Source organism: Bifidobacterium commune, assembly GCF_900094885.1.
Classification (GTDB): Bacteria; Actinomycetota; Actinomycetes; order Actinomycetales; family Bifidobacteriaceae; genus Bifidobacterium; species Bifidobacterium commune.
In genome coordinates, this window is the sequence record NZ_FMBL01000001.1 from 51,370 (window position 1) to 76,757 (window position 25,388).

The following is a 25,388-nucleotide window of genomic DNA, read 5'->3' on the forward strand; positions in this document are numbered from 1 at the left end:
ATCAATACGAGTATGAATGAAACACAGCAAAGGAAAACGATGATGAGCAGTGAGAACGTAGCGAATGGGAGTGAAGGAAGCGACGATCTGTGCAGGCACGCCACCGGTCAGGCAAATCGGACTAAGGCGTCGACCGAGAGTGGGTCGATGGGTGATATTTTCCCGGATCTCGGTCCTGAAACTCCGGTAATTTCCGGTGTGGCGCATGACCGAACCGAATCGTTGGTCACTCTCAGAGGCGTTCCCGATAGGCCCGGTGTCGCGGCTCAAGTTTTCACTGAATTGGCGAAGAGCGGCATCAATATCGACATGATCGTGCAGGCAGGGGCGTCCACCGGTAAGGTCGATGTCTCCTTCACTATGCCGGATTCGATGGTGAAGGCGGCGAGAAAGGCACTTGATGACAAGCTGTCTTCGATTGGCTACGAGTCTTATTTCGTTGACATGAATGTTGGCAAAGTGGCTGTGGTGGGTGTGGGCATGAAAACCCATTCCGGTCTTGCCGCGAAGTTCTTTGAAGCGCTGAGTGCTCAGCGGATCAACGTGATCATGATTTCCACCTCTGAGATTCGTATCGCGGCACTCGTTTCACTCGATCAGCTCGATGACGCCGTGCGTGCGTTGCACACGGCATATGGTCTTGACGCCGATCAGGTGGAAGCTGTCGTCTACGGCGGCACCGGTCGCTGAGTTGTCGCGCGGTTGGATGTTGTCTGTGCTCTCGCGTGTCTGAGCTCGTGATTCGATATTCCGCATAGTTGCATGCGACCAACGGCCGTGCGTCACCTCACGCTATGATGTGGCACATAGTCTTGCAACGTCCAATGCCCGGACTTGCGTGAATTTGCATAAGGTCGCAGTGGCGTCAGCCAAGGGCGATCGATTACCGAAGAGGAGGACCGGCATGGCCGAGTCAATTCAACCGCAGCAGCACAGAGTCAACGTAGCAGTGCTGGGGGCCACTGGCCAGGTCGGTATGGTTATGCGCCGCATACTTGACGAGCGGAATTTCCCGGTCAACGACTTGCGTTTTCTTGCCTCCGCGCGTTCTGCCGGTACCGTAATCAAGTGGCGTGACCGTGATATCGCCGTCGAGGATGTGGCCAAGGCCAATCTCAGCGGCATCGATATCGCGATCCTCTCGGCCGGCGGCAGCACTTCGAAGGTTTGGGCGCCGAAATTCGCCGAGGCCGGTGCCTATGTCGTGGACAACTCCTCGCAATGGCGTATGGATGACGATGTTCCGCTGGTTGTGGCCGAGGCAAACCCCGACGACCTCGACGATATACCGCGCCGTATCGTTGCCAACCCGAATTGCACCACCATGGCCTGCATCCCCGTGCTCAAGCCATTGAACGATCGGTTCGGTCTCAAGCGTCTTATTGTCAGCTCCTACCAAGCCGTCTCCGGAGCAGGACGTGGCGGTGTGGAGCAGTTGATGAACGAAGCCGCAGCTGCGGTCGAGCAGGGTGCCGACAAGCTCGTTTTCGATGGCAACTCCATCGATCTCCCCGAGCCAACCAAGATTATTCGCACCATTGCATTCAATGCGGTCCCGTTCATTGGTTCCATCGTCGATGACGGCAGCGAGGAGACGGACGAGGAGCAAAAATTGCGCAATGAGGGCCGCAAGATTCTCCACCTGCCGAATCTCGCAGCATCCTGCACCTGCGTGCGTGTTGGCGTATTTACTTCTCACGGCATGTCCGTTAATGCCGAATTTGAACGGGATGTTACACCCGATATGGCTCGCGAGGTACTCAAGAATGCACCGGGCGTTGAGTTTGAGGACATCCCGACTCCGCAGTCGGCTGCCGGCAAGAACCCGAGCTTCGTTGGCCGCATCCGTCAGGATCAGGCGGTCGATGGCAAGAAGGGTCTTGCGTTCTTCATAGCGAACGACAACCTGCGTAAGGGTGCTGCCCTGAATGCGGTGGAGCTTGCCGAGATTGTCGCTCGCAAACATTTTGGTGCGTGACATTCCTAATTTTGATTCGGCATCACACTTAACGTGAGGCTTTGCTGAATCGGCTGCTGACCGACATCATGAGCAGGTGACATACTGTAGGTATGTCGAAGGCATCAATACAAGCGCAAAAGCAATTGGACCGTATCGTCGCGTTGGGGTACCCTGATGTGGCCGATATGAGCGCGGAGGCGTTCCGCGCACTTGCCCGTCCTCTGATCGATGCTTTGAAAGACAGCGATTTGGGCGAGAATATCCTTTTGGTCCCCACTCACGAACTGGTGAGCCCCGAATCGCTGATCGCGCGAACGAGCATCAATCGCATGGCCGGATTCACCACCATGCCCCCGCGTGATGTCGCCAGTTTCCTGCCGCAGGATGGTTGCGAGCCGCCAGAGGGCCCGTTCTATCTGGTTGTGGATCCGCATACGGGCACAGCCTATGTCAACCGCGAACCAGACGTGGCGCGCAAACTCATCGATTCCGACGAACATATGCCCCTGACCCTCGAAGAAGGGCTGGCGATCGCGACTCAGCACCCGGACTGGCTGGTGAAGAAAAATGGTTTCAATCTGCTCGGCTCGCGCAGTGCCGATGGCCGTGTGCCCAGCATCTGGATGAGTCAGAATGCACCCCGTCTGGGTTCGGTATGGCCGACTTCTCGCCATACCTGGCTTGGTAACGCATATTGCCAGGCGCGCCGCGGACTTTCGTTGTTTCGTTGAGTGAGCTGCTGGATCACTTGATATTTGAGAACGCAGACGCTCTTATAGCCCGAAATGCGCCCCAACGAGCTAGGCACAGCGAGTGCGGTCTGAGCTCGCACTTGAAAAAATGAACCGTGCCTTTGAATTATGGACACAGCGTACGCCGGTTTTGCTTTATTGACTACTATTATGCCAAGCAGCATGTGTCTTGGCAATGAGCTACCGACGCATACTGGTATCTCATCATCTGTTCACACCGCGGCGCAACCGGCGACGCGAGACATGAAGAAAAGGAGGAGTGATGGGTCAGGATCAACAATCATCGGTGTTTGATCTCGCGCAAGTCGCGGCACAATCCAATGGGGGCAACAATGACCTGCTGCTGCCTCCCGCTCGTTTCATCGGTGAACCGCAAAAGCCGAGCAAGATGCCGTATTCGAAGTACGTGGCATACGACAAGCAGATTCCCTTCGATTGCCCCGAACGCACATGGCCGAACAAGCGGCTTCAGCGTGCGCCTCGCTGGTGCTCGGTCGATCTGCGTGACGGCAATCAGGCGTTGGTTAACCCCATGGATGCCGAGCGTAAACTGCGGTTCTGGAATCTTCTCATTTCTATGGGCTTCAAGGAAATTGAGGTCGGTTTCCCCTCAGCTTCCGACACGGATTACGATTTCGTCCGCCTGCTTATCGAGCGCGAGCTCATTCCTGATGATGTCACCATCGTTGTGCTTACACAGGCCCGTGAGCACTTGATTCGCAAGACGTATGAGTGCCTGCGCGGAGCCAAGCGCGCTGTGGTGCACTTCTACAATTCAGTTTCCGTGCTGCAGCGCGAGGTCGTTTTCCAAAAGGATAAGGACGGCATCAAGAAGCTGGCGACGGATGCGGCGTGGCTGTGCAAGGAGCTTGAAGGCGAGGCCGAAGGTACTGAACTGTATTACGAGTATTCGCCTGAGTCCTTCACCGGCACCGAGCCGGATTACGCCGTCGAGGTGTGCAACGCCGTCATTGATGTCATTAAGCCGACGCCTCAGCACAGAATGATCATCAACCTTCCGGCCACCGTCGAAATGACTACGCCGAACGTTTTTGCGGATCAGGTCGAGTATGTTTCCAATAACCTGAAAGACAGGGAATCAATCGTTCTTTCGCTCCATCCTCACAACGACGAAGGTATGGGTGTAGCCGCTGCCGAACTGGCTTTGCTGGCCGGCGCCGACCGCATCGAAGGCTGCCTGCTCGGCAACGGTGAACGCACGGGTAACGTCGATTTGGTCACGTTGGGGCTCAATATGCTCACGCAGGGCATCGACCCGCAGATCGATTACTCCGACGTGCCCAAGATTCGTCAGACGGTTGAATATTGCAATCAGCTTACTATTTCCGAGCGCCACCCCTATGCCGGCAATTTCGTGTTCACTGCTTTCTCTGGTTCCCATCAGGACGCCATTAAGAAGGGCCTCGAGATGCGTCAGGCCGCGGCCGAGCGCGCGGGCGCAAGCCTTGATGACTTCCTGTGGCTTGTGCCGTACCTGCCGATCGATCCAAAGGATATCGGTCGCAGCTACAAGGCCATCATTCGTGTCAACTCGCAGTCCGGCAAGGGTGGCATGGCCTATCTGCTTAAGACCAACCACAATCTGGATTTGCCCAAGCGTTTGCAGATCGAGTTCGAAAAGGTCGTGCAGAATTACGCCGACAAGACCGATAAAGAGGTCAAGGATGACGAGATCTGGCGTCTGTTCAAGGACGAGTACCTCCCGATTGACGAGGACGGCGTATTTGATGCCAGCAGTCTTGTGGGCGATCAGCGGGACGGCGACCTGCAATCTTGGGGTCGTCTCAAGCTGCTCAATATTTCGGTCTCTTCCGGCGAAGATGGATCCGATACCGTGCTGAAGGCCAAGCTGCTCGACCGCGGCGCTGAACCAGGGGCGGATCCGATCGAACGTCAGGTTTCTGGCACCGGCAATGGCCCGCTCGACGCATTCCTCAATGCGCTCGGTTCCATTGGTATCACGGTTAGTGTGATGGATTATGCCGAGCATGCGATGACCGCAGGTACTGACGCGATGGCGGCGTCGTACGTCGAATGCCAGATCGGTGGAGAGGCCAATCGGAGGATTATCTGGGGTGTAGGAATTGATTCGTCGATTACTACCAGCTCCCTCAACGCGATCATTTCCGCAATCAATCGTTCGATGCGCTGATCGACTTGCCCCCCCGCCTGCAGTGCATTTTGTGTTGTGTGCAACCGCAGGTGGAGTGCGTTCGTCCTGCTTGGTCTGTGCGGGAGGTGGATGGAACGAACACGCGGACCGTTCTACGCTTGATTACCGAAAACGGGTTTGCATTCTTGATAGGCAAGAATGCAAACCCGTTTTTCCAATGTCCGGCGTGATTTCAATCGTATCGACTGCCTGGTGTGCCGACCGCGAATCGCAAATCATGCAGGCAGATCACCCCGTGTATCGTGCTGGCTATTGACCGCCTCTGTTGGCCTGCTGTTGTTCGGGGCCGCCGTTAGATTCGTGACCGCCGTTATCCGGTGTTTGGTTGGTCGCGCCGGTGCCGTCCCCCTTGTTCGTCTTCGCATCGCCCGAACCGCCGTCGTTGCCGTTCGTTGACTGGCCATTCGAACTATTTTGGTTGTTGTTCTGATAATTCCTGCGGTTGGAGTTCGAATTGGAAGACCTTCCGCCTCCGCTGCCCCAAGTGCCATCGGGACCACCGATTTTACCGTCATCATGGGCGACGGGGAACGTCTCGTTCGGCTGATCGGCAAGGGCCTGCTTCATGTATTCGGTAAACAGATGGGCGGGGTACTGCGCTCCGGAGCCGTATCCACCGCGCAGCGGCGGAATTTCCTGCGGCTTGCCATCCGCTCCCGGGTTCCACATCGCGAAAACGGTGACCATGCTGGGTGTAAATCCGACGAAACTGCCCGCTGTGGAATCGTTTGCTGTACCCGTCTTGCCTGCGATGGTCTTGCCGACCTTGCGTACTTCGGTGGCAGTGCCGAATTGTACGGTGCCTGTCATGGCCTTGGCCACCAGCGCCGTGTCGTTGGCGTTGAACACTCGCTCGCTGTCGGTGGGCGCGCGATACATGTCCTTGCCGTTCGAATCCTTCACGCTCGCTACGATATGCAGGGTCGGTTTGTTGCCCTGGTTGGCGATGGTGGCGTACGCCTGCGCGACGTCGGAAACGTGCACGCCGTCGTTGCCTAGCACGGTGAAGGGGTTGTCGCCGGGCACAAGCTTGGGGTTCATGCCCGCGGCCTGGGCGGTCTGTGCCACTTTCTTGGCGGTCAGATGCCCCTGCAAATCCATATAAACCGTGTTGACCGAGTGTGCCGTGGCGTTGTACAGGTTCGTATAGCCGAACTGTTCGTTGCCGAAGTTCTTGACCGGCTGGGCGATGCCGTTGTATGTACGCGGTGAATTGCCGTTGAACGTTGTGTTCAGGTTCACCCCGTCCTGCACGGCCGCCAGCAGGGCAAACGGTTTCATGGTCGATCCGAGCTCGTAGGTGGCCTGAGTGGCGTTGTTGAGCTGCTTGGTCAGGTAGTCGTCACCGCCGTAGAAGGCGATGATGGAGCCGTCTTTGGGGTTGACGCTCATCGCGCCCGTCTGCATGCCTTGACTGAGTGTTTTGGAGTTTTCCGGAGTGGAGGGGCTTGCGGTGTTGTGCATCAGCTCCTGCTTGCCCTTGTCGATGGTGGTAACGATGGTATAGCCGCCGCTATCGATGTCATCAGGAGTGAAATTGCCGCTGCCGATGAGCTCGTCGCGAACCATCTGCAGTATGTAGCCGTTCGGTCCCTTATATGAACTTTGTTGGGACTGCACGGGTATAGTTTGCGGCATTTGTGCGGCTTTGGCGTCCTGTTCGGAAATGTAGCCCTGCTTTTCCATAATGCCGATGACGCGCGTAAAGCGCTGCTCGGCGCGCTTGGGATTAACCGCTGGATCCCACGCCGACGGTGCCGGGATGATGCCGGAAAGCATGGCTGCCTCGGGCATGGTCAAATCCTTGGCATCCTTGTTGAAGTAGGCTTTTGATGCCGCTTCGATGCCGTATGCGCCGCGTCCGAGATAGATCGTGTTCATATAGTTGCACAGGACCGTGTCTTTATCCTGCGATTTGGTGATTTTCATCGCTAGAATCGCTTCATGCACCTTGCCTGAATACGAATGGGTATCTCCCATGTAATATCGCTCTGCGTACTGCTGCGTGATGGTGGAGGCGCCTTGGCGGCTGCCGCCGCTGACGTTGTTGAGCAGTGCGCGTGCGATGCCCTTGAAATCAACACCAGTGTCTTTGTAGAACGTCTGGTTCTCTGAGGCGACTATTGATTCTCCCACGTATTTTGGCAGGGCTTCGCAGCTGATAATCTCGCGATTCTGCGTGGCGAAACTGCCGATTTCCGTGGAGCCGTCGTTGTAGTAGACCTTGGTCTTCTCGGCCATGGCGATTTTCTCGGGCAACGGGATTTCGATGGTGGCATACAGATATGCGAATGTGCCGGCGCCCGCAAGAATGAGAAGAGCGATAATGCCCAGTGCCCATCTAAGGATGCGGCCGAGCAGGCTGCGTTTGCGTTTGGGCTGTTCGCGCGGGTCGCGTTTCGGGCCTCGTTTATTGCTTGGCCCGCCCGTTTTAAGGTTTTTGCCCGGGGTTTGGTTGAACGTGTTTCGCGTGTTTGTGTAGGTACGTCTCACCTTGACTCTCCCCGAGCCGATGGAACGTGCCGAAACTCTGCGGTTCTCTCTGACCATGCCAACTACCGTAACGGTTACCCCTGAAAAACTGCTGAACGGTTGGTTGAAACCATTTCAAATGTGTGGTTTTTGAAATAAAAACACGGCGAATATTCGCAGGTTTTCTCTTGCCAGGGCTTTTTGGGTGTTCTCTCGACGCCTGTCGGCGTACTCATCCGCAAAAGCGCCATAATCCCGGTCTGTTTCGGTAACGGCGAACGCTTTTGACGCACGGCCTGTCCTTTTCTTTATGAGGGGCTAAACTCAGATATGGAATTTTGCACGTGAAATAAAGGAGTCGATATGAGCATTCGCGTGGCGGTCGCAGGCATTGGCAACTGCGCCTCGTCCCTGATTCAAGGGGTGGAGTACTACAAGGACGCGCAGGATGATGAAAAGATTCCTGGCCTGATGCACAACAACTTCGGTGGTTACCGGGTTCGTGACATTGAGTTCGTTGCGGCGTTCGACGTTGATGCACTCAAGGTGGGCAAGGATCTTTCCGAGGCCATCGGCGCTTCCCAGAACAACACCTACAAGTTCTGCGACGTGCCGAACCTAGGTGTTGAAGTGATGCGCGGACCGACATACGACGGGCTTGGTGAGTATTACCGTCAGATGGTCGATGAGTCCGAAGCTCAGCCGGTCGATGTGGCGCAGGTGCTGCGCGACGCGAAGGCCGACGTTCTGGTCAGCTACCTGCCCGTCGGTTCCGAGGAAGCGGACAAGGCCTATGCTCAGGCTGCAATGGATGCCGGCTGCGGTTTTGTCAACTGCCTGCCCGTCTTCATTGCTTCCGACCCGGAATGGGCCCAGAAGTTCCGCGATGCCGGTGTGCCGATTGTCGGCGACGACATCAAGAGCCAGGTCGGTGCCACCATCACGCACCGTACGATGGCCCGCCTATTCGAGGACCGTGGCGTGCGTCTCGACCGCACCTACCAGCTCAACGTCGGCGGCAACATGGACTTCATGAACATGTTGCAGCGCTCGCGTCTTGAATCCAAGAAGATCTCCAAGACCCGCGCCGTCACCTCCATCGTGCCTCACGAGATGGCCGAGCGCGATGTGCACATCGGTCCGTCCGATTACGTGGCATGGCTCGACGACCGCAAGTTCGCCTTCGTGCGTCTTGAGGGCACGACCTTCGGCGATGTGCCGCTGAACCTGGAATACAAGCTTGAGGTTTGGGATTCCCCGAACTCCGCCGGCATCGTCATCGACGCCGTGCGTGCGGCGAAGATTGCGCTTGACCGTCATCTTGCCGGTCCGATCCTCGCTCCCAGCTCCTACTTCATGAAGTCTCCGGCAGTTCAGCATGAGGATACCGAGGCCCGCCAGTTGGTGGAGAAGTTTATCAAGGGCGAGGTTGAGGGCGACGAGGCCGCTCTCGATGCCGACGTGAAGGCCGCCAAGGACAGCGGCAAGGATGTCTGGCACGCCTGAAAACGCGCAGCTGCACGCCTGTAGCTGAGACATGAAGAATGGCTGCCACCCGCAACGAGCGGGTGGCAGCCATTCTTCATGCTGTGGTGAGTATTCGCTTTGACTAGCAGGTCTCGGCTTGAGGTCAGGTGAACTTTTGTTTCCGCCCGATAAACGGTCGAAATTAGTCGGGCTGTTCTACTCGCCGGTTGGTTTGCTAATCTGTCCGATTCGACGTCTCGTATCCGTCTATCTGACTGACCTACTTGCCAATTGGTCTACTCACTTGTGCAGCAGCGGACCAACTTGCTTCTCGTAGGCGATGAGAGCTGAATTGATGACCTGATGCATGTCGTAGTAGGCGTAGGTGCCCAAGCGGCCGCCGAAGACGACCTGCGGTTCCTGCGCTGCCAGGTTCTTGTACTCCTGATAGAGCTTCTGGTCGTCGCTGGTGTTGATGGGGTAGTAGGGCTCGTCGTCTCGTCCGGCTGAACGGCTGTACTCCTCCCAAACCACGGTCCTGTCGGGGTTCTGCTGCTCGCTACGCTCCGGGTTGAAGTTCTTGAACTCGATGGCGCGGGTGTACGGCACGTCCGCATCCACGAAGTTCATCACCGGGCAGCCGAAGTGGTTGTCCTCGTCGTAACGCTGCTCCTTGAAGTCCACGGTTCGCCATTTGAGGTCACCGAGTGAATAGTCGAAGTAGCGGTCAACTGGACCGGTGTAGACGATCGGTACGCGGCCCACCAGTGCCGCCTTGTTAAAGGGCTGGGATTCGTCGAAGAAGTCGGTGTCCAGGGTCACATGGATTTTCGGATCGTCGATCATGCGCTCCATCCAAGCGGTGTAGCCGTCCTTGGGTAGACCCTCCCACGTGTCCTTGAAGTAGTGGTTGTCGTAGTTGAATCGCACCGGCAGGCGCTTGATAATCGAAGCGGGAAGCTCGGCGGGGTCGGTCTGCCACTGTTTGCCCGTGTAATTCTTGATAAACGCCTCATACAGCGGACGGCCGATGAGCTGAATACCCTTGTCGTTGAGGTTTTCCGGATCCGTGCCGGCCAGCTCGCCCGCCTGCTCCTTGATGAGTTCCTGGGCCTGCGCCGGGGTGTAATGGGCATGGAAGAACTGGTTGATGGTCCCTAGGTTGATCGGCATGGGAAAGACTTCACCGTCGTGTGTGGCGTAGACGCGGTGCTGGTAATCGGTGAACTCGGTGAAGCGGTTGACGTAATCCCACACACGCTTGTTGGAGGTGTGGAAAAGGTGAGCCCCGTACTGATGGATTTCCGCGCCCGTCTCCTCATCGGTGTAGGAGTAAGCGTTGCCGCCAATATGCTTGCGAACATCGATGATCTCGACGGTGTGCCCGTTCTCGGCAGCCTGCTGTGCCACGGTCAGTCCGAAGAGTCCCGCTCCCACCACGACCAGATCGGGCAGCGCCGCGTTTCTTTCGTTGTTAGCCATCTGTTTCCTCTCAAAATACGGAGATATACCATCCGCGGCATCCGGTTCTGCTACCCGTTGCCACGTTAACCTGTCCTCATTCTACGCAAAGGTGTGCTCTGCGCCATACGAACCGTCGCAACGCGCGCCGCGCATTGCCGCTCGTCAATATTGCGGGGGGGCATAGAGGTACGCCGCAGCGCACCGATGCTTAGCTTCAAAACGGAGGCAACCGCTCGTAAATCAGCAACTCATGCAAAATATGATGCCGGGCGTCTACACGTGGGCGTTTTGGGTGTTATTTCCGTGCGGGCGTCCGGCTGTGTGTTTCTGTCCGGTCCTAGGTTTTGGGCATATGGGCCGGGGGGATAGTTGTGCCGCCGCCGGCTGTAGGGTGGCAGATGTGGATGGTGTCGGTGGGGTTGTTGGGTTTGGCGGCGCTGCTGATGATGACCTGTTGGTGTTGGGGTTGCGGGATGCGGTGATGCCTATGGGGCTGTCGAGGAGTGTCCATCAGGCATGAGGGTGACGATGGTGCGTCCTTGTGCGTCAGTGGTACCGAGGTTGGTGTTTACGGGCGGTGTGCCGGTTCCTGTTCCGGTTTGGTAGTTGATGGTGATGATGAGGGAGGCGCGCACGTAGTGGCCTGGGGGCGTCCGGAGTTGCGTGCGGTGCGTGCCATCAAGCTGAGGACCGGCGTTTGATCGCCTGTTGCGGGCAGCTCCACCAGCCGGTGTCGTGGCCGAAGACATATTGATTCGCCGCTTCGGTTGTCGAGGTAGGTGTTGGGTCCGAGCCGCAGCTCCCGCAGCTTCGAACAGCCGAAGAATATGAAGGCCATGTTGGTGGTGCTGAAGCTGTTGAGGTTGTATCTGTCTGTGGTGCGGAGTGTGAGGTTGCCGTCGATGTGGATTTTGGTGATCTGGTTGCGGTACGTGTCGCACGGGACGTAGTAGCTGTGGCAACAGTCGAGTGTGGTACCGCGGTGGATGGTGAGGGTGCATTGGTTGTTGATGGTCCCATTGGACGGTTCCTGGGTCCCTGTTGGGTACGTTGTTGACGGTGGCGTCGTTTGCGGGTCGTCCCCATGTTCCACCTGTGGGTGTGCAGGTGTTGTCTTGTGGTCCGATGGCGTTGTCGTCCTGTGCCATGTCGATTTGGTCTTGGATGCCGGTTCCGTGGTTGGTAAGTGGTGCGGATGCGGGGTTGAGCGGTGCCGCGGGTGCCGTCGGCGATTCGAGTGTAGCGTCTACCAGCATTGGTATCGGGTTTTCTGATTCCGGGTTTGGTCCGGTGTCGGTACCGGGGGTCGTTTCGCTGGCAGTGTGTGATGTCGTGCTTTGTTGCGCGACCGTGCCGGAAGTCTTGGGCGTGAGGTTGGTAGTTTGTTGTGTTCGTGGTGTGCTGGTTAGTGGGTTTTCAGTTGGTCGCGGGTGCTTTTATGACGGTTCGGCAGGTGCTTCGGTGTATTGTGCCGGCGAATGTCAGTTGTTGTGTGTGAGTTTGAGAGTCGCTGACCGGGTTGCGGGAAATGCTTGTTTGATCAGAGAGTGAATCGTTGTTATCGAGGGGTGGGGTATACTGGTTAGGCCTTCACGTGGCGTTATGTCACCCAATCCCCCCAGGGCAGGAATGCAGCAAGGGTAAGTGGCCTCTGTCGGGTGCGTGAAGGTTTTCTTTTACTTTGGCATCCGGTTGGCGCTGAGGCCGACTGTTGACGTTGTGATTCTCCAATTGATTGTTGATTTCATTAAACGCTTTGTGGGACTACACCGGCATTTAAACTGGGGGAATGGCTATGGATGAGAATGGCACCTTGGATTCCGTTGGAAATGCTGCTATGGATGCGGTGAAGAAGCTGCTTGATGCGCAGGTTGCTGCAGGTGGCGACCGGACTCATTCGCTGCTTGTGGCGGGGCCTCCATGCTCGGGGAAGACTGAGTTTGCGGTGGCGGCGACACTTGAAGGCATTTCGCGGTTCGGGGATGCCAAGGTGCTGATGGCGGTCTCGGGGCGGCAGACGGCCGACAGGCTTTCGGACAGGGTTATTCGGGCCGTCGGTTCCGTTTCGAGTGCGAGACCGGTGACCACGCTTTCGGCCATTGCTTTTCGGCTTCTCTCTGCGGTGCGGGAGAGTCGGCGCGAACCGTTACCGAAACTGTTGAATGGTGCGGAGCAGGATGCACTGCTGCGGCAGGTAGTTGCGGTGCATGTGCGCCATGTACAGGCCGGGGAATTGTGTGGCACGTGCGGGTTGATGCGTCAATATTTCGCTAATAAAGACTGGGTTAACACCGTTTATGACGCGACGGGCGGCGAAAAGGGGGAGCGGCCGAGTATGTCGGCAACCGGCGGCCGGACCGCGGCTGCTGTTTCTGAGACTCAGCCCGGTTCCACTTCTCAAGGTATCGGTTCGAGCGATGTGCTGTTCTCACGGGGGGTCAGCGATGCGTTTGTGATGCAATTACGCGACATGCTGGCGCGTATGGATGAACTTGGTGTGGGCAACGAGCGTGAAGACGAAGTGCTTTCGATGCTTGAACACTCGGGGCAAACCGACGCGGATTATCGGTTGCAGGCCGAAAGGCTCGGCGTTCAATGGCGATTGGCGTTTGCGCTGCGTCGGGAGTATGTGCAGGCGGTTGCTCACGGGTATCCCAGCGAGTTCCGGCTGGATTCGTCGCGTCTGTTGGTTGAGGGTGCGCAGGTGGTTGCCTGGATTGGTGAGGCTGAGCTTCCTGCTCTTGTGGTGGTCGACGATTTTCAGGATCTGACGTTGGCCGGGCTTGCGTTCCTTGAGGCGTTGGCGCAACGCGGGGTGCGGCTGGTGCTGGTCGGAGATCCAGACGAGGCTGTGCAGACTTTCCGTGGTTCATATCCTGAATATCTGTTCGAGCGTGCTTGCGAGGTGCCGATTGCCGCCGAAATGTTGGAACTTCCCGTTCGTGCGGTTTGCGATGGAAACACTGCTTCAGGGGGTGTTCAGCATCGTCGAGAACGTGATGTCGGCCGAACAGCGGTTGAAGATGCGGTCGGTGCGGATTCTGGTCTTGCTTCCGGCAATCCGTCGTCTTATCTTGATGTGCTGGCCTCTCGTGTTTCACTTTCTATTGCAGCCTCTGACGATACCTTTGTTGCCCTGCCGGATCGACCTGGCAAATTGCCTCGTTTCAGCGGTGCTTTGCCCATCGAACCTCTTGATGCAAATAATCCGTTGCTTGCGGACAGCAGTGTTAAAGCGGCGCTCTATCACACCGAGCGAGAAGAGCTGGATGATGTGGTCTGGCGCATCAAGGAGGAGCATCTTTCCGGCGGTCGCGAATGGAACGAGATGGCGGTTATTGCCCATGACAACAGCACGGTGCGCGCATTCGGTGAGCGGCTGCGGCGTGATGGGGTGCCGGTACGCTATTCGGCCGTTACCAAGCCGTTGAAGGACGATTTGAGTGTGCAGGGACTGTTCGCGCTGCTGGAGCTGGCCGGTTTGCGGCGTGACGGTATCGAAGGTAATGGCATGACGTTGGTGCATACGGCCAAATACATCCGCTCGCGGGTGCAGGCTCTGCTGGAAAGCCCCTTGGTGAGCCTGCGTGGAACGACTGGCGTTTCCGGGGCATCGTTGCCGGCGCGTCTTGCGCCGGTGGAATCGGTGATGAAGGCCATCGCGTCCCTTGCCCACGTTCTTGACGGTGTTGCTGCTGGTTCTGCCGATGCTTCTGATGCCGCCGGCTCTGTTGATTTGGTGGGTTCAGACGGTTTGACCGATGCTGACGGACCTGCTGATTCCATGGATTCCCGTGATTCTTCAACTTCCGCTACTTTGAGCAGCGGCAAGGTAGCCGGTGAAGTCTCAGGTGATTCTGGCGATATTGACATGACCGCCGCCTTGCCGCAATTGCAAGCGGATTGGCAGCGGCTTCGCGACAACATGCTCTCGCAGCGCGAGAGCAGCAACGTCAGTGTTGACGACAGTCTGATTGACGGGGACGCGCAGCAGCAGGATGCCGATATGCCCTTGGGTGTGGATGCCCTGTACGTCATGCTTGCCTTGGGTGCCGGTGCCAATGCTGGTGTCGATTCCACATCCGCAGATTTGGATGAAAGCCGAAGCGTTGCCGACGAAGCGTTGGGCCTCATCATGGCCGTGGGTAACAACGCCTACACGCGTGCGTTCAGTCATGTGTGGAAGCTGGTGGGCGAGGTTGAGCGGGGATTGTCGGCGTTGCCCGGCAGGGAGCCCGAGTATGCGCTCGATGTGGCTTGGAAGGCTTGTCGCGTTGATAAGGCGTGGCAGTGCCTAGCGCTGGTCAACAACGACGAGGGGCGTGCGGCCAATGACCGGCTCGATGTGATGATGCGCCTGTTCGCCCATGCTTCGGGTGCTGGTGAAAAACAGACTATCGAGGACTTCATTGCCAGCGTGCGATCGTTGCGTATCGAGGCGGATTCGTTGGCCAAGGTGGCGCCCATCGATCAGGCCGTTACACTCACCACGCCAGCCGGTGCTGCGGGAGTGCATTGGTCGCTGGTTTTCATCACGCAGATTCAGCAGGATGTCTGGCCGAATCTCGCTGCGCGCAACACCATGTTCGGTGGGGAAAATCTGGCTGATATCGTCCTGCGCGGATGCATAGGCGATGTTCGCGATCGAAATGGAGCCCCCGGGGTTGATTCCGAGCTTGCGCAGGTGCTTTTGGGCGAGCAGAAGAGTTTCTTGGTTGCCTTGACGCGAGCGAGCGGGCAGGTGGTGCTCAGCGCTGTGCTGAGCGACGATGCGGTGCCTTCCGATTTCCTGTACACCTACGTTCCCGAGTGGTTCGACCGGGTGCGCGATGCCGACCCAGAAGCGCGCAACTATACGCAATTGGCGGATTCCGGTCGTTTTGTAGGTCTTGATACCAGCTCGCGAGGGTTGGTGAGCGCGGCTCGAATTGAGCTGATGCGTCAGGCCGGTTCCGGTCTTGCCGGCGCGGATCAGGGTGACGATATCGGTGCGGGTGAGGCTGATGAGCGAGATGCTTCCTTGGCGCAGGCCGCTGACAGTGAAGCAATATCGTTGGCACGCACTCGTGATGCTGCCAGGTCGCTGGTGTTGCTGGAACGTAACGACCTTCATGCCGCAGATCCCGATGCCTGGCCATATACGTTTGGAGGCGACAGAGGCGAAGACGATGCCGAGGGTAGTCGCGAAGATGCTAACCCCAACAATGACGGTAGCAATGGTGCCAGCACTGGCAATGGCAGTGACAAAGGCAACGGTGGCAGTGGCAACGCTGGTCATCGTTTCAATGATGACACTGCGACCGAAGCTCCTATGGTGGTGCTTTCGCCATCGCAAGTAGATCGCCTCTGGTCCTGCCCGGTGTGCTGGATGCTCGAAAGTCAGTTCGCAGGTCCGAGACCTTCCAACGTGGCCACCAGCTTCGGATCGGTCATCCACAACGTAGCGCAGAAAGCGGGGGATGAGGGACTCGATGCGCCTGATTTCATGGCAGGTAGCCCCGACGATGAACGCATCGCCAAAATCACGGACCGAATGATGGAAATGTACCTCAGCCTTGCCGACGATCTTGACGCGATCGATGATCCGGAGCAGCGGTATCAGGCGGAACGAAAGGATGAGGGCGCTCGGCAGACGTTGACCAACATCGCCACGTATTTCGTTGAGTCCAACAACAAGGGCTATCCGTACGGCAACCTCAAAAACTTCAGCGTCGGCCGACTGGAACGATCCAACAGCGAACTTACATTCACCGCAACATTCAATCTTGACGACATTCGTGACGCCTATAACGCCATCGACGGGATCGATTCGATCGGAACTGATGAGCTTGCTTCCATCATGGGGACGCTGTGCGGCGGCTGGCCTGAGGGGATGCGCAACGACCTCTGGATAAGGCTGACCGGACGCATCGACCGCATGGAATGGCGGGATTTGGGCGATGGCAAGCAACATGTGCGTCTGATTGATTGGAAAACCGGCCACAAACACAACAGCGAACAGATGCTCGACGACTTGCAGCTGGTATGCTATCAGCTCGGCCTCGCGTTCCCCGATTCGGTGCAGCCTGATGACGATAGCGTCACCGTTTCATCGATGCTGCCCAATGCCGGTTTGCGTGGTGTCGAGGCGCTCAACGCCATGCCCGACATCGCGCAATCCGCCCTGTTTGATGTCGATGTGGCAACCGCGCCGGCGCAGAGCTACGGTGCCGCGGAAACGTTGTTCCAACCGGCGCTTTTCCGTTCGGGGGCAATCAATAGCAACGCTTTCATGCCTCGTAGCCATTATCCGGACCCGCAGAAGGTGGCGAAGCTGGCGAATCTGCCGGATCTGCCGGAGATTGCGCCCGAAGGGGTGGGCGAGCGTACATGGGAGCAGTTCCTCGCTCTGCGCGGCACTCAAGCGGTCTGGGCGTTGACCATGATCGCGCGGATTGTTTATGCGGCGGCGGCGTCGCGCTCGCATACGCTGGTTGCGAGGCCGCAAGCCGACCATGTTCAGTTCTGCAATATGAACAAGGTGTGCCCGGCCTGTGCCGGCGAAGTCGATACGGTGTATGAGGTCAGGAGGGGCTGAAATGCAGGAGGACGACAAAACGGCTCGCGGGGGCATCTCGAAGAAAAGCGTGACCGATAGTCCCGAGCAGGCGAAGGTCATCAACGCACGTCAGAACGCCAACGTGCTCGTGGTCGCCGGCGCGGGATCGGGCAAGACCTACACCATGACTCGCCGCATTATCAACCTGATTGAAAACGGTGTTGCGCCCGAGAAGATTCTCGGCCTGACCTTCACTCGCAAGGCGGCTTCCGAGCTGCTGGGGCGGGTGTCGGCCGCCGTGGTCGAGAACGCAAGAACCGCCGAAGCCGAGGCGGTCGCCGCAGGAATCAAGCGCGCCAACGTGTTCCTCAAGCCGCAGGTTTCTACTTACGACGCATTTTTCCAGTCCATTGTGCGCCAGTATGGCCTGCTTGTGGGCTTCGATCCGAATACCCAGCCCCTGAGCGATGCCGGGGCCCACCAGCTCGCCGTCACGGTGATCGATGAGAACATGGACATGCTCAAAGGTCAGGAATTCGGCAGTTTTTCGGATGTCGTTGACAAGATGCTGGCCCTCTCCAACGCAATCAGCGGTTCGATGATAGGTGAAGGGTGCGCGAGCGTGCCTGAAGCCATCGAGCGTATCCGCCAATGGGATCAGGCGTTCATTGCGCAGATGGATGTCGCCATCGGTGACGAGGAAGCCACAGAAGATGAGCCGAAAATAGGTGCCGTGCCCAAGCGCAGGAGGAAGGACAACGACGAACAATATGCCGAACGCTTGGCCGCATATCGTGCCTCATACCATCAACTGGCCGTGTACCGCACTGCGGGCTTGCGTGATGTGGCCCGCAAGCGTGACATCCTGTTGACGTTGGTGGAACGATACCATGAACGCAAACAGCAGCTCAATATGGCGGAATTCAACGATTTCACCGTTGCCGCTTACGCCCTGATCGCCCGTTTCCCTTCGATCGGTGAACGGCTTCGTCGTCGGTATACGCACGTATTGCTTGACGAATATCAGGACACCTCCACTACGCAGGCCGCTCTGATTGCGGCGCTGTTCCACCCCGATTGCTCGGATTCCGACTTGACTTCCGGTTCGTCTTTGGAGCAGGCGACGGTTTCTGCGGTCAACGCCGTGGGTGATCCCTTCCAGTCCATCTACGCTTGGCGAGGGGCAAGTCCGGGCGCTTTCCGTATGTTCGAGCGCGATTTCGATATGGACGAATCGGTCAAACCGTATTCACTCAGCGTTACCCGACGCAACTCGCAGGTTGTGCTTGAAGCGGCCAACGACCTCACCCAGCCGTTACGCGTGGCCGATCGCAGTCGCTCAAGTTCGCTCATGCGTGAAGTGGAGGTCCCTGCGCTTTCAACCGTCGATGGTGCGAAGGTGGGAACGGTCGGTGTACTCGGTTTTGATACGTTGGGTCAGGAAATCGATGCGGTGGCGAGGTTCGCCAAGGCTTCCATCGCTCGCCACACCCCGAGTGATTCCAGTCAAAAGGATATACGCCCGCATGTTGCCGTCCTGTTCCGCAGCAAAACGAACATGTCGCAATTCGCTGATGGGTTGCAGGCTGCGGGACTGAGCACTCTGACAGTCGGTTATTCAGCTCTGCTGGAACGTCCCGAGATACGCGATGTGCTCGCGTTGCTCCACGTCCTAGCGGATCATGCCGATTCGGGCGCCCTGATGCGTCTTCTAGCAACGCCTCGCTTCGGTTTGGGCAGAAAAGACCTGAGTGCTTTGGCCCGATATGCGGACCGGTGCAACGATGAATACCGTTTCCGTGCCTTGGTGCAGGCCGGACTGGTGCCACAAGACGCCAAACCGGAGGAGCGCGGGAGGCTGCTTGCCGATCATCGCGATCAGGTGCCCAACATGGTATTCCTCGCCGATGTTCTGATGAATGACGACAGTCTGTTGGACCAGTCAAAGCTTGACGACTTGTTCAGCGCTTCTGGCGCGAAGGCCGTTGCACATGCAATTCGGGTGCTGCGGCAGGTCGGGCCGGTGGTCAATCATTCGCTTGTTGAAGTGGTTGAAACGGCGATCGAAGCCCTTGATCTTGACGTTGATACCGTGGTCTCGCAGGCAGTGCGGGAACCAGACAAGCCGCCGCAACCCGTGCTGGCGCGTATGCCGATGCATGCTCTGACGGATTTGGTGGACACGTACACGCGTGAGATTACAGAAGGGGCGATTCCCACGTTGCGCGGCTTTGTCGCCTGGGTGGATTCGTTGAGCAGTGTTCCCGACGAAACCGCATCCTTCCGCGGCGACCCAGTCGACGTGGTGCTGATGACCGTTCACCAGTCCAAGGGTCTCGAATGGGATTCGGTGGCCGTTGTCGGCATGAAGAAGGGCGGTTTCCCTTCGAATCAGGGTGACGGTCTGAAAATAGAAGCCGATGAGGAACATGTCGGTGGACTGCAAGACGGTCAGTGGCAAGCTCCCCAGTATCGGGAAACTGCCAAAACGTGGCTCGACGATGCGGCCGCGGTGCCCGTGCCGGTGCGTGCTGATGCCGAAATTCTGCCTCGTTTCCCGCATGATATGCCTGTGGGTGGCGACCCTCTTGCCGTGTTGGCCGAGCTTGCTGACGTTGAAACGGTTACAAACGAATCGGAAGGGCTGATGCGTCCCGTCGATGGTTTGGGCGATGGTAGTGAGGGCTCGCAGAACTCGAGTGAAACTTCGGTTTCGCCGATTGATGATGCGGATGCGGGCTACCTTTCGCAGCAGGAGGAATACGGCCGCAGGCTGCACGCCGACGAACGACGTCTTGCCTATGTGGCGCTGACCCGTGCCCGTGAAGAAGTGCTGATGACCTACAGCCGTCGTGCCGACGCTTCGCGCATTCCCGCCGATACCGGTTCCCACAACGCTTCGAAGCCATCCAATTTTTGGGATGAACTGCGTGATGCCTTGATTTATCGCGACGACGTGGCGGTGGTTGATGGCGGAATCGCGCAGACCGATGGTGGTGCCGCAGTTTCCGAAGGTAATCAGGGTGAAATGTCTATGACGCCCACGTTGACGGATCTTGGAGTTGCAAAGCCGGACGGTATTTTCGTCGGGTCTGCGGCTCAGGAATACGAGCAGGCTGTTGTTGAACAGGCCTGGCATGAGCCGATTACCGAGAACGGTCAACACGATGAATCCTTGTCGTGGCCGGCAGCGATGAGTGATGAGATGGAACGTCGTCTTGAACGTTCCGCGCAGCAGGTGCGTCAGATGCAAAAGCGTTTTGACGCCGAAGTCTCCGATGCGAGCGTGAAAGACGCGGGAAGTGGGGCTGACAACTTTGTTGAAACCGTCACTTCGCGGCTTCCCGAAGGTGAATCGTTGGCGCAGCGCACTCGCATGTTGTTGGCTGATGAAGACCTGATGCCGTCGATCGGTGTGGTTGCACGTGACGCGTCTCCGTCAGGTACGCAGCAAAACGCGTCTGGGCAGAACCAGGTTGCCGGCGGCGATACGTTGGATGACCAAGTGCGCCGTCGCGGTGAGCGGTTTCTTGTCAGCAGACGGCAGAACGTCACATCATTGCAGGCGCACGCAGGCATGATGAGCGAACGCGAAAGCCGAGAATACTGGCGCGGATTGGTTCGTCCGATTCCACGTGTGTCCTCTCCTGCCGCGCAAGCCGGTACTCGATTCCATGAGTGGGCGCAACGTTTCGTCGACGCTTATGGCGAGGATCCGGTGTCTGGGGTGGTTGGCGATGACGGTATTTCGGCGGTGGCGACGGATGTCGAACCTGAAACCCGGGCATCGCTGCTGGCCGATCTCGCTGCTGCCGAGCAACGTCCCAAGGATGCCCGAAGTTCAGTGGAGCGCAATATTTTGCTCTGGCAGCGTCGGTTGGTTGAGGGGCGTTGGGCCGCTCGTCGTCCCTATTGCGCCGAGGAGCAGATTGTCGTCGCAATTCCTGAGCTTGGCGGCCTCATCGTCAACGGCAAGCTCGATGCCGTGTTCTATGGCGGGCTTGATGAAAACGATGCAAGAAAACGTTTCACGGTTGTTGATTGGAAAACGGGCAAAAAACCGACCGCGCAAGAGGATGTTGAACATAAACTTGTTCAACTCGACATGTATCGACTTATGCTTTCGGCTATGAAAGGTATTCCGCTGGACAGTGTGGACGCTACCCTCTATTACTTGGGTATTGCAGCGGAGAACCAGCGTGAAATTCATGCGCGACCCAAATCCAAAGACGAGATTCTGGACGAGTTAAAAGCCGGGATTCCTACTTGGTCCGATGAGGACTAGGCGTGTGGATGGCAGATAAATGGTTAATTCGGAAGGGTGCGGACTTATGCAGAACGGAGCAAGAAGCGGTATGACAGGCGAAGTGATTTATGCACCGATGGTCTGGCGAGACGTGGAGAACATCACTCGTCAGTTCGATCAAACTTGGGGTCACTGCACGGCCGTCGACGACAAAGAGCTGTCGATGTTGCTCTCCTACCACTCCGTTTTACATTATGTTGAGCCCGCCACACATGGTGAGGTCGCTCGCAAAAACGGGGAATTTATGGGTGTCATTCTTTCTCGTGTAGCCGGGCAACCTCTCATGTTTTCCAACATTGCGGAGCAAATGATGAAGGTCGACGAAAAGATCAATGCCACCGAGGCTGGGCGCAGGGCGCTTGCCGACGTTGAACTTGGTTTTGAGATCGAACGACGGATGGAACGTCAGACTGGTATCAACGACAATGCTCCCGCCGAAATCGAACTCTTCCTTGTTTCACAGGCGTCCCGAGGACAGGGTGTAGGAGGTGATCTGTGGCGTCGCGCGATGGACTATTTCGTTGGTTTGCAGGTGCCGATGTTCTATCTGCACACCGATTCTGACTGCGATGTGAGCTTTTACGACCGACATGGCATGAAACGTATCATCGAACGTGAAGAGCGACGTCACATCGATGATGGTCACGACAAGCCGACGACTACCTCGATGTTCATATACTCAGGTATTCCGAGTCAAGTTAAGGCTTCTGGATCGGCGCGATGATCCGTTTGTCAGCGCCAAGAAGCGAGAAAAGTGGCGGAATAGTCCGCCGTGTGCAGGGGTAGAACCGCGAGGCCAAGTTCCCTGCTTTGCTGATTTGTCGTTGGTTGACGACGAGTGTCAGGAAGGATTTGATGGTAGTGCGCAGGACAAATCGTTCTATGCGGGTGAAGGATCATCGTTCGCCGTTCGGTAGGCTTTTTGCCATACCCGGCGCCAAGGCGTTCTGTGTTTCAGGGGCGGTGGCACGGCTTCCGATTTCCATGATGAGTTTGGGGATTGTTCTTGCATTGAACCACATGTACGGCAATTGGACGGTCGCCGGCACGATGAGTGCGGTCTACATCTTGGCTGTCGCGTTCGTAACCCCGTTTTATGCAAGGCTTTTCGACCGTTTCGGACAGCGCAAGGTCGGTTGGGTCGCGTTGATGTTGTCTGTTGCCGCCATGCTCGTTTTCGCCGTCGCCGTGTGGTCCCATGTTTCGATTCCGGTTCTGTTCATTCTGACAATCGTTACCGGTTGCACTCAGTTCTCGTTCGGTGCCCTCGTCCGTACCCGTTGGGCCTATGCGCTGCGCAAGCCTGAGGCTGCCGATTTGCTCGATGCCGCATACGCTTTGGAAGCCGGCATCGACGAGATGGTTTTCGTGCTCGGACCGATTCTTACCGCATTCCTGGCCACCTCGGTAAGTCCCGTCTCTCAGCTTTTCGTGCCGACGATTGCCTGCGCCCTCGGCGGGTCGGTGTTTTTCTCGCTCAAGGACACCCAGCCGCCGGTGATGGAGATGTTGCCGGTCGTCGCTGCTTCTTCTGCCGATCAGGATGTGGTGGCGGCTTCTGCCAATTTGGGCGGTATCGAAGGGTCCAGGCCTGAAGAGGATGGTGTGAGTCTTCGCCAGTTGCATACCCACGGACCCAAGCCGAAAAGTGTGTTGCTGTATGCCGGTGTTATCCCTTTGCTGGTGGTTTTTGTCGTCTTCAACATGAGCTTCAACGAGTTTGACGTTTCCGTCACCGCTATGATGCAAGACATAGGTCGTGAGCAGTGGCTTGGTTTGCAGCTTGCGATGTTTGCAGCCGGATCCTGCATTGGTGCGTTCATCTTCGGTTCCAAAAAACCCAAGGGCTCAAACTGGCAGCACATGGTCATCTATCTGATTCTGATGGGATTTGGGTATGTATGCTGCCGTCTGGCGATGGACAACCTTGTTTTGCTCGGTCTGTGCTCAGTGATTTCAGGTTTGTTCTGCTCCCCGCTCTTTGCCACGGGCAACCTCATCATCAAAGACATCGTGCCGCCGAGCAGTCTGACCGAGGGACTTTCATGGGTCACGACGGCAGGCACAATCGGTACATCTCTCGGCTCATCCCTGGCAGGTAGGGTTCTCGACGTCTCCGATCCACACATGGGCCTGTTGCTGCCCATAGCAACCACATTCGCCGCCATTCCATTGGCCATTTTGGGTTCGTTGCTTGCCGGGAGACGTCGCAAGTAATCGTAATGTGACTTGGCTGCCCACTCTGGGCTTTCGTGCGCTATGGTGAATGGTAAAAGATATACAAGGGCTATTGGGAAAGCCGTGAGAGTGAGGTTGCTATGATTCGAGTTTCCGTAGTTGGAGCGCAGGGTCGTATGGGTGCCAGTGTTGTTCAGGCTGTCGAGGCGGCACAGGACATGCAGATTGCCCAGAAAATCACTGAGAATGACGATATCGCCGCCGTTACTGCCGACAACACGGATGTGGCCGTGGAGTTCACGGTTCCTTCTGCGGCGTTGGATAACGTTTTGAAACTCATCGCGCAAGGTGTGAGCGTTGTGGTCGGTACTACCGGATGGACCGACGAGAAACTTGATCGGGTCAAGGCCGCGCTCGCTGATGCGCCGCACCAAGGCCAAGCCGTTTTCATTGCCCCGAATTTCGCCATTTCAGCTGTACTTGCCGATAAATTTGCTGCCGAAGCGGCTAAGTATTTCACCTCCGCCGAGGTTATCGAACTTCATCATCCCAACAAGGTTGATGCGCCTTCCGGCACCGCAATCCACACCGCCCATGCCATTGCGGCTGCACGTCGTGAGGCTGGTTGCGCTCAGATGCCCGATGCCACCCAGGGCGAAGTGGCTTCTCGAGGCCAGAGCGTTGACGGTGTCCATGTTCATGCCGTGCGACTACAGGGGCTTAATGCCCATGAAGAGGTGTTGCTGGGCAATGCTGGTGAGCAGCTGGTCATCCGCGCCGACAGCTTTGATCGTGCTTCGTTCATGCCCGGCGTTCTGCTGGCCGTGCGCAATGTCGCCTCGGGTGAACACCCCGGTTTGACTGTGGGCCTCGACACCTTCCTTGACCTGTGATGCCAACAAAAGCCTAAATTGTTTTTGTTGTTGCGACGGACCTTCACATCAGCGGCATAAACAGGTGATTCCGTTGTGTTTCGTGCCGAGTGTGCAGAAGGTCTGCTCTGTTCCGTCCCCGCAGTTCTGGTCGCTGCTGCATATATAGAGATATGGTATTTCGGTGATATTTCGTCTTGCGGTTATGCGTCCCGCCCGAGCAGTAGCGTTATATCTATGAGTGAGTCCTCTATGCATCTACTCGATCCAGCGCCGTTCGGCAGGGTGATTCCTGCGATGGTGACGCCGATGCATCATGATGGTTCTATTGATTTTGAGGCGTCTGCAGCATTGGCCAGGAAGTTGGTTGCTTCCGGCGCTGATGGTCTGTTGGTCAACGGCACGACCGGTGAATCACCGGCGACCCACATGGATGAGAAAGTCGAGCTCGTTCAGGTCGTGAAACAGACCGTGGATGTGCCGGTTATTTCCGGTGCCGGTTCCAACGATACTGCGCATACCGTGCGTATGGTTGAACAGACGCAGGAAGCTGGTGCCGATGCGGTGCTGGTTGTTTCGCCTTATTATTCACGCCCTTCGCAAGAAGGCATTTTTCGTCATTATCAGGCTGTTAACGAGTCGGCGGACAAGCCGATTATCGTTTACGATGTCCCAGGGCGGACCGGTGTTCATCTGGAACTTGAAACGTATTGCAGGCTGGCTGATCTCGAACATATCGAAGCGGTCAAGGATGCAACGGGGGATATCGCCGGTGCGGTGCGCAAGCGTATGGAGACCGGACTTACCTGGTATTCCGGAGATGATGCGCTCTTCCTACCGTTCCTTTCTATCGGTGCCGTCGGCATTATTTCGGTGATTGCCCATGTCGCTTCGTATCCGATGCATCGGCTCGCCGATGCTTTCGACCAGGGCGATATCCACCAGGCCCAGCGTTTGGCGAATCGCTTGGCGCCGTTGGTTGATACGGTTAACGGAACCGGGTTCCAGGCTGTACTCGCCAAGGCCGTACTGCATGAGCGTGGATGGCTTGACGAAACCATGATGCGTCTACCGAATGTCGGACCAAAAGAACCGGAGTTCAAACGCGCCCGTCAGGGCATGATCGATGCCGGTATTCTGGATGCTTAGGTTTCAAGGGTTCTGCAAGAGACAGGGCATGACATA

The 25,388-nt window shown here is 57.1% G+C and carries 14 protein-coding genes and 1 other RNA gene; 12 read left to right on the forward strand and 3 right to left on the reverse strand.

The features are described 5' to 3' along the window. The first annotated feature begins 147 nt into the window (after nucleotides 1-147). From GA0061077_RS00180 to leuA, 4 genes are all read left to right on the forward strand, one after another. Nucleotides 148-690: an ACT domain-containing protein gene (locus GA0061077_RS00180; protein ID WP_091847529.1), complete on the forward strand. Its 543-nt coding sequence runs from the start codon at nucleotides 148-150 to the stop codon at nucleotides 688-690. Between the two features lie 214 nt (nucleotides 691-904). Next, a complete protein-coding gene (locus GA0061077_RS00185; RefSeq protein WP_091846947.1) occupies nucleotides 905-1,978 on the forward strand; it encodes an aspartate-semialdehyde dehydrogenase in 1,074 nt (357 codons plus the stop codon). A gap of 92 nt (nucleotides 1,979-2,070) precedes the next feature. Continuing rightward, nucleotides 2,071-2,691, forward strand: a complete 621-nt coding sequence (locus GA0061077_RS00190; protein ID WP_091846948.1) for a DUF5701 family protein — start codon at nucleotides 2,071-2,073, stop codon at nucleotides 2,689-2,691. 283 nt (nucleotides 2,692-2,974) lie between these two features. After that, complete coding sequence (gene leuA / locus GA0061077_RS00195) at nucleotides 2,975-4,885, forward strand: 2-isopropylmalate synthase (protein ID WP_091846949.1); 1,911 nt, start codon at nucleotides 2,975-2,977, stop codon at nucleotides 4,883-4,885. A gap of 270 nt (nucleotides 4,886-5,155) precedes the next feature. On the opposite strand, the gene GA0061077_RS00200 is transcribed toward leuA, so the two are convergent. Continuing rightward, complete coding sequence (locus GA0061077_RS00200; protein ID WP_091846950.1) at nucleotides 5,156-7,456, reverse strand: transglycosylase domain-containing protein; 2,301 nt, start codon at nucleotides 7,454-7,456, stop codon at nucleotides 5,156-5,158. A gap of 285 nt (nucleotides 7,457-7,741) precedes the next feature. Between GA0061077_RS00200 and GA0061077_RS00205 the strand changes: the two genes are divergently transcribed. After that, nucleotides 7,742-8,884 carry an inositol-3-phosphate synthase gene (locus tag GA0061077_RS00205; RefSeq protein WP_091846951.1) on the forward strand — a complete coding sequence of 381 codons (1,143 nt, stop codon included), beginning with the start codon at nucleotides 7,742-7,744 and terminating at the stop codon, nucleotides 8,882-8,884. 261 nt (nucleotides 8,885-9,145) lie between these two features. On the opposite strand, the gene glf is transcribed toward GA0061077_RS00205, so the two are convergent. Beyond that, a complete protein-coding gene (glf, locus tag GA0061077_RS00210; RefSeq protein WP_091846952.1) occupies nucleotides 9,146-10,327 on the reverse strand; it encodes a UDP-galactopyranose mutase in 1,182 nt (393 codons plus the stop codon). Between the two features lie 467 nt (nucleotides 10,328-10,794). Then, a complete protein-coding gene (locus GA0061077_RS06685; protein ID WP_143249570.1) occupies nucleotides 10,795-11,058 on the reverse strand; it encodes a hypothetical protein in 264 nt (87 codons plus the stop codon). Nucleotides 11,059-11,890: 832 nt separating this feature from the next. On the opposite strand from GA0061077_RS06685, the gene ffs reads away from it, so the two are divergent. The 7 genes from ffs to dapA all read left to right on the forward strand — a co-directional run bounded on the left by ffs (nucleotide 11,891) and on the right by dapA (nucleotide 25,352). After that, an RNA gene (gene ffs, locus GA0061077_RS00225) (signal recognition particle sRNA small type) lies at nucleotides 11,891-11,987 on the forward strand. A 111-nt stretch (nucleotides 11,988-12,098) separates the two neighbouring features. After that, nucleotides 12,099-16,886: a PD-(D/E)XK nuclease family protein gene (locus GA0061077_RS00230; protein ID WP_091846955.1), complete on the forward strand. Its 4,788-nt coding sequence runs from the start codon at nucleotides 12,099-12,101 to the stop codon at nucleotides 16,884-16,886. A 1-nt stretch (nucleotide 16,887) separates the two neighbouring features. Then, complete coding sequence (locus tag GA0061077_RS00235) at nucleotides 16,888-21,132, forward strand: ATP-dependent DNA helicase (RefSeq protein WP_091846956.1); 4,245 nt, start codon at nucleotides 16,888-16,890, stop codon at nucleotides 21,130-21,132. Between the two features lie 70 nt (nucleotides 21,133-21,202). Further along, nucleotides 21,203-21,877 carry a GNAT family N-acetyltransferase gene (locus tag GA0061077_RS00240; RefSeq protein WP_159426885.1) on the forward strand — a complete coding sequence of 225 codons (675 nt, stop codon included), beginning with the start codon at nucleotides 21,203-21,205 and terminating at the stop codon, nucleotides 21,875-21,877. Nucleotides 21,878-22,008: 131 nt separating this feature from the next. Then, nucleotides 22,009-23,370: an MFS transporter gene (locus GA0061077_RS00245; protein ID WP_234696434.1), complete on the forward strand. Its 1,362-nt coding sequence runs from the start codon at nucleotides 22,009-22,011 to the stop codon at nucleotides 23,368-23,370. A gap of 101 nt (nucleotides 23,371-23,471) precedes the next feature. Further along, nucleotides 23,472-24,224 (forward strand): 4-hydroxy-tetrahydrodipicolinate reductase, encoded by a 753-nt coding sequence (dapB, locus tag GA0061077_RS00250; protein ID WP_091846958.1) that lies wholly within the window; start codon nucleotides 23,472-23,474, stop codon nucleotides 24,222-24,224. A gap of 216 nt (nucleotides 24,225-24,440) precedes the next feature. After that, nucleotides 24,441-25,352, forward strand: a complete 912-nt coding sequence (gene dapA, locus GA0061077_RS00255; RefSeq protein WP_091846959.1) for a 4-hydroxy-tetrahydrodipicolinate synthase — start codon at nucleotides 24,441-24,443, stop codon at nucleotides 25,350-25,352. The last annotated feature ends 36 nt before the right edge of the window (nucleotides 25,353-25,388 follow it).

Excerpts from the sequence above, each read along its gene's own strand:
- leuA (WP_091846949.1), top strand. The coding sequence starts at position 2,975 with ATGGGTCAGGATCAACAATCATCGGTGTTTGATCTCGCGCAAGTCGCG.
- GA0061077_RS00230 (WP_091846955.1), top strand. The coding sequence starts at position 12,099 with ATGGCTATGGATGAGAATGGCACCTTGGATTCCGTTGGAAATGCTGCT.
- GA0061077_RS06685 (WP_143249570.1), bottom strand. The coding sequence starts at position 11,058 with ATGTCTTCGGCCACGACACCGGCTGGTGGAGCTGCCCGCAACAGGCGA.
- GA0061077_RS00245 (WP_234696434.1), top strand. The coding sequence starts at position 22,009 with ATGGTAGTGCGCAGGACAAATCGTTCTATGCGGGTGAAGGATCATCGT.
- GA0061077_RS00185 (WP_091846947.1), top strand. The coding sequence starts at position 905 with ATGGCCGAGTCAATTCAACCGCAGCAGCACAGAGTCAACGTAGCAGTG.
- GA0061077_RS00240 (WP_159426885.1), top strand. The coding sequence starts at position 21,203 with ATGACAGGCGAAGTGATTTATGCACCGATGGTCTGGCGAGACGTGGAG.
- GA0061077_RS00200 (WP_091846950.1), bottom strand. The coding sequence starts at position 7,456 with ATGGTCAGAGAGAACCGCAGAGTTTCGGCACGTTCCATCGGCTCGGGG.
- dapB (WP_091846958.1), top strand. The coding sequence starts at position 23,472 with ATGATTCGAGTTTCCGTAGTTGGAGCGCAGGGTCGTATGGGTGCCAGT.
- dapA (WP_091846959.1), top strand. The coding sequence starts at position 24,441 with ATGAGTGAGTCCTCTATGCATCTACTCGATCCAGCGCCGTTCGGCAGG.
- glf (WP_091846952.1), bottom strand. The coding sequence starts at position 10,327 with ATGGCTAACAACGAAAGAAACGCGGCGCTGCCCGATCTGGTCGTGGTG.
- GA0061077_RS00190 (WP_091846948.1), top strand. The coding sequence starts at position 2,071 with ATGTCGAAGGCATCAATACAAGCGCAAAAGCAATTGGACCGTATCGTC.
- GA0061077_RS00205 (WP_091846951.1), top strand. The coding sequence starts at position 7,742 with ATGAGCATTCGCGTGGCGGTCGCAGGCATTGGCAACTGCGCCTCGTCC.
- GA0061077_RS00235 (WP_091846956.1), top strand. The coding sequence starts at position 16,888 with ATGCAGGAGGACGACAAAACGGCTCGCGGGGGCATCTCGAAGAAAAGC.
- GA0061077_RS00180 (WP_091847529.1), top strand. The coding sequence starts at position 148 with ATGGGTGATATTTTCCCGGATCTCGGTCCTGAAACTCCGGTAATTTCC.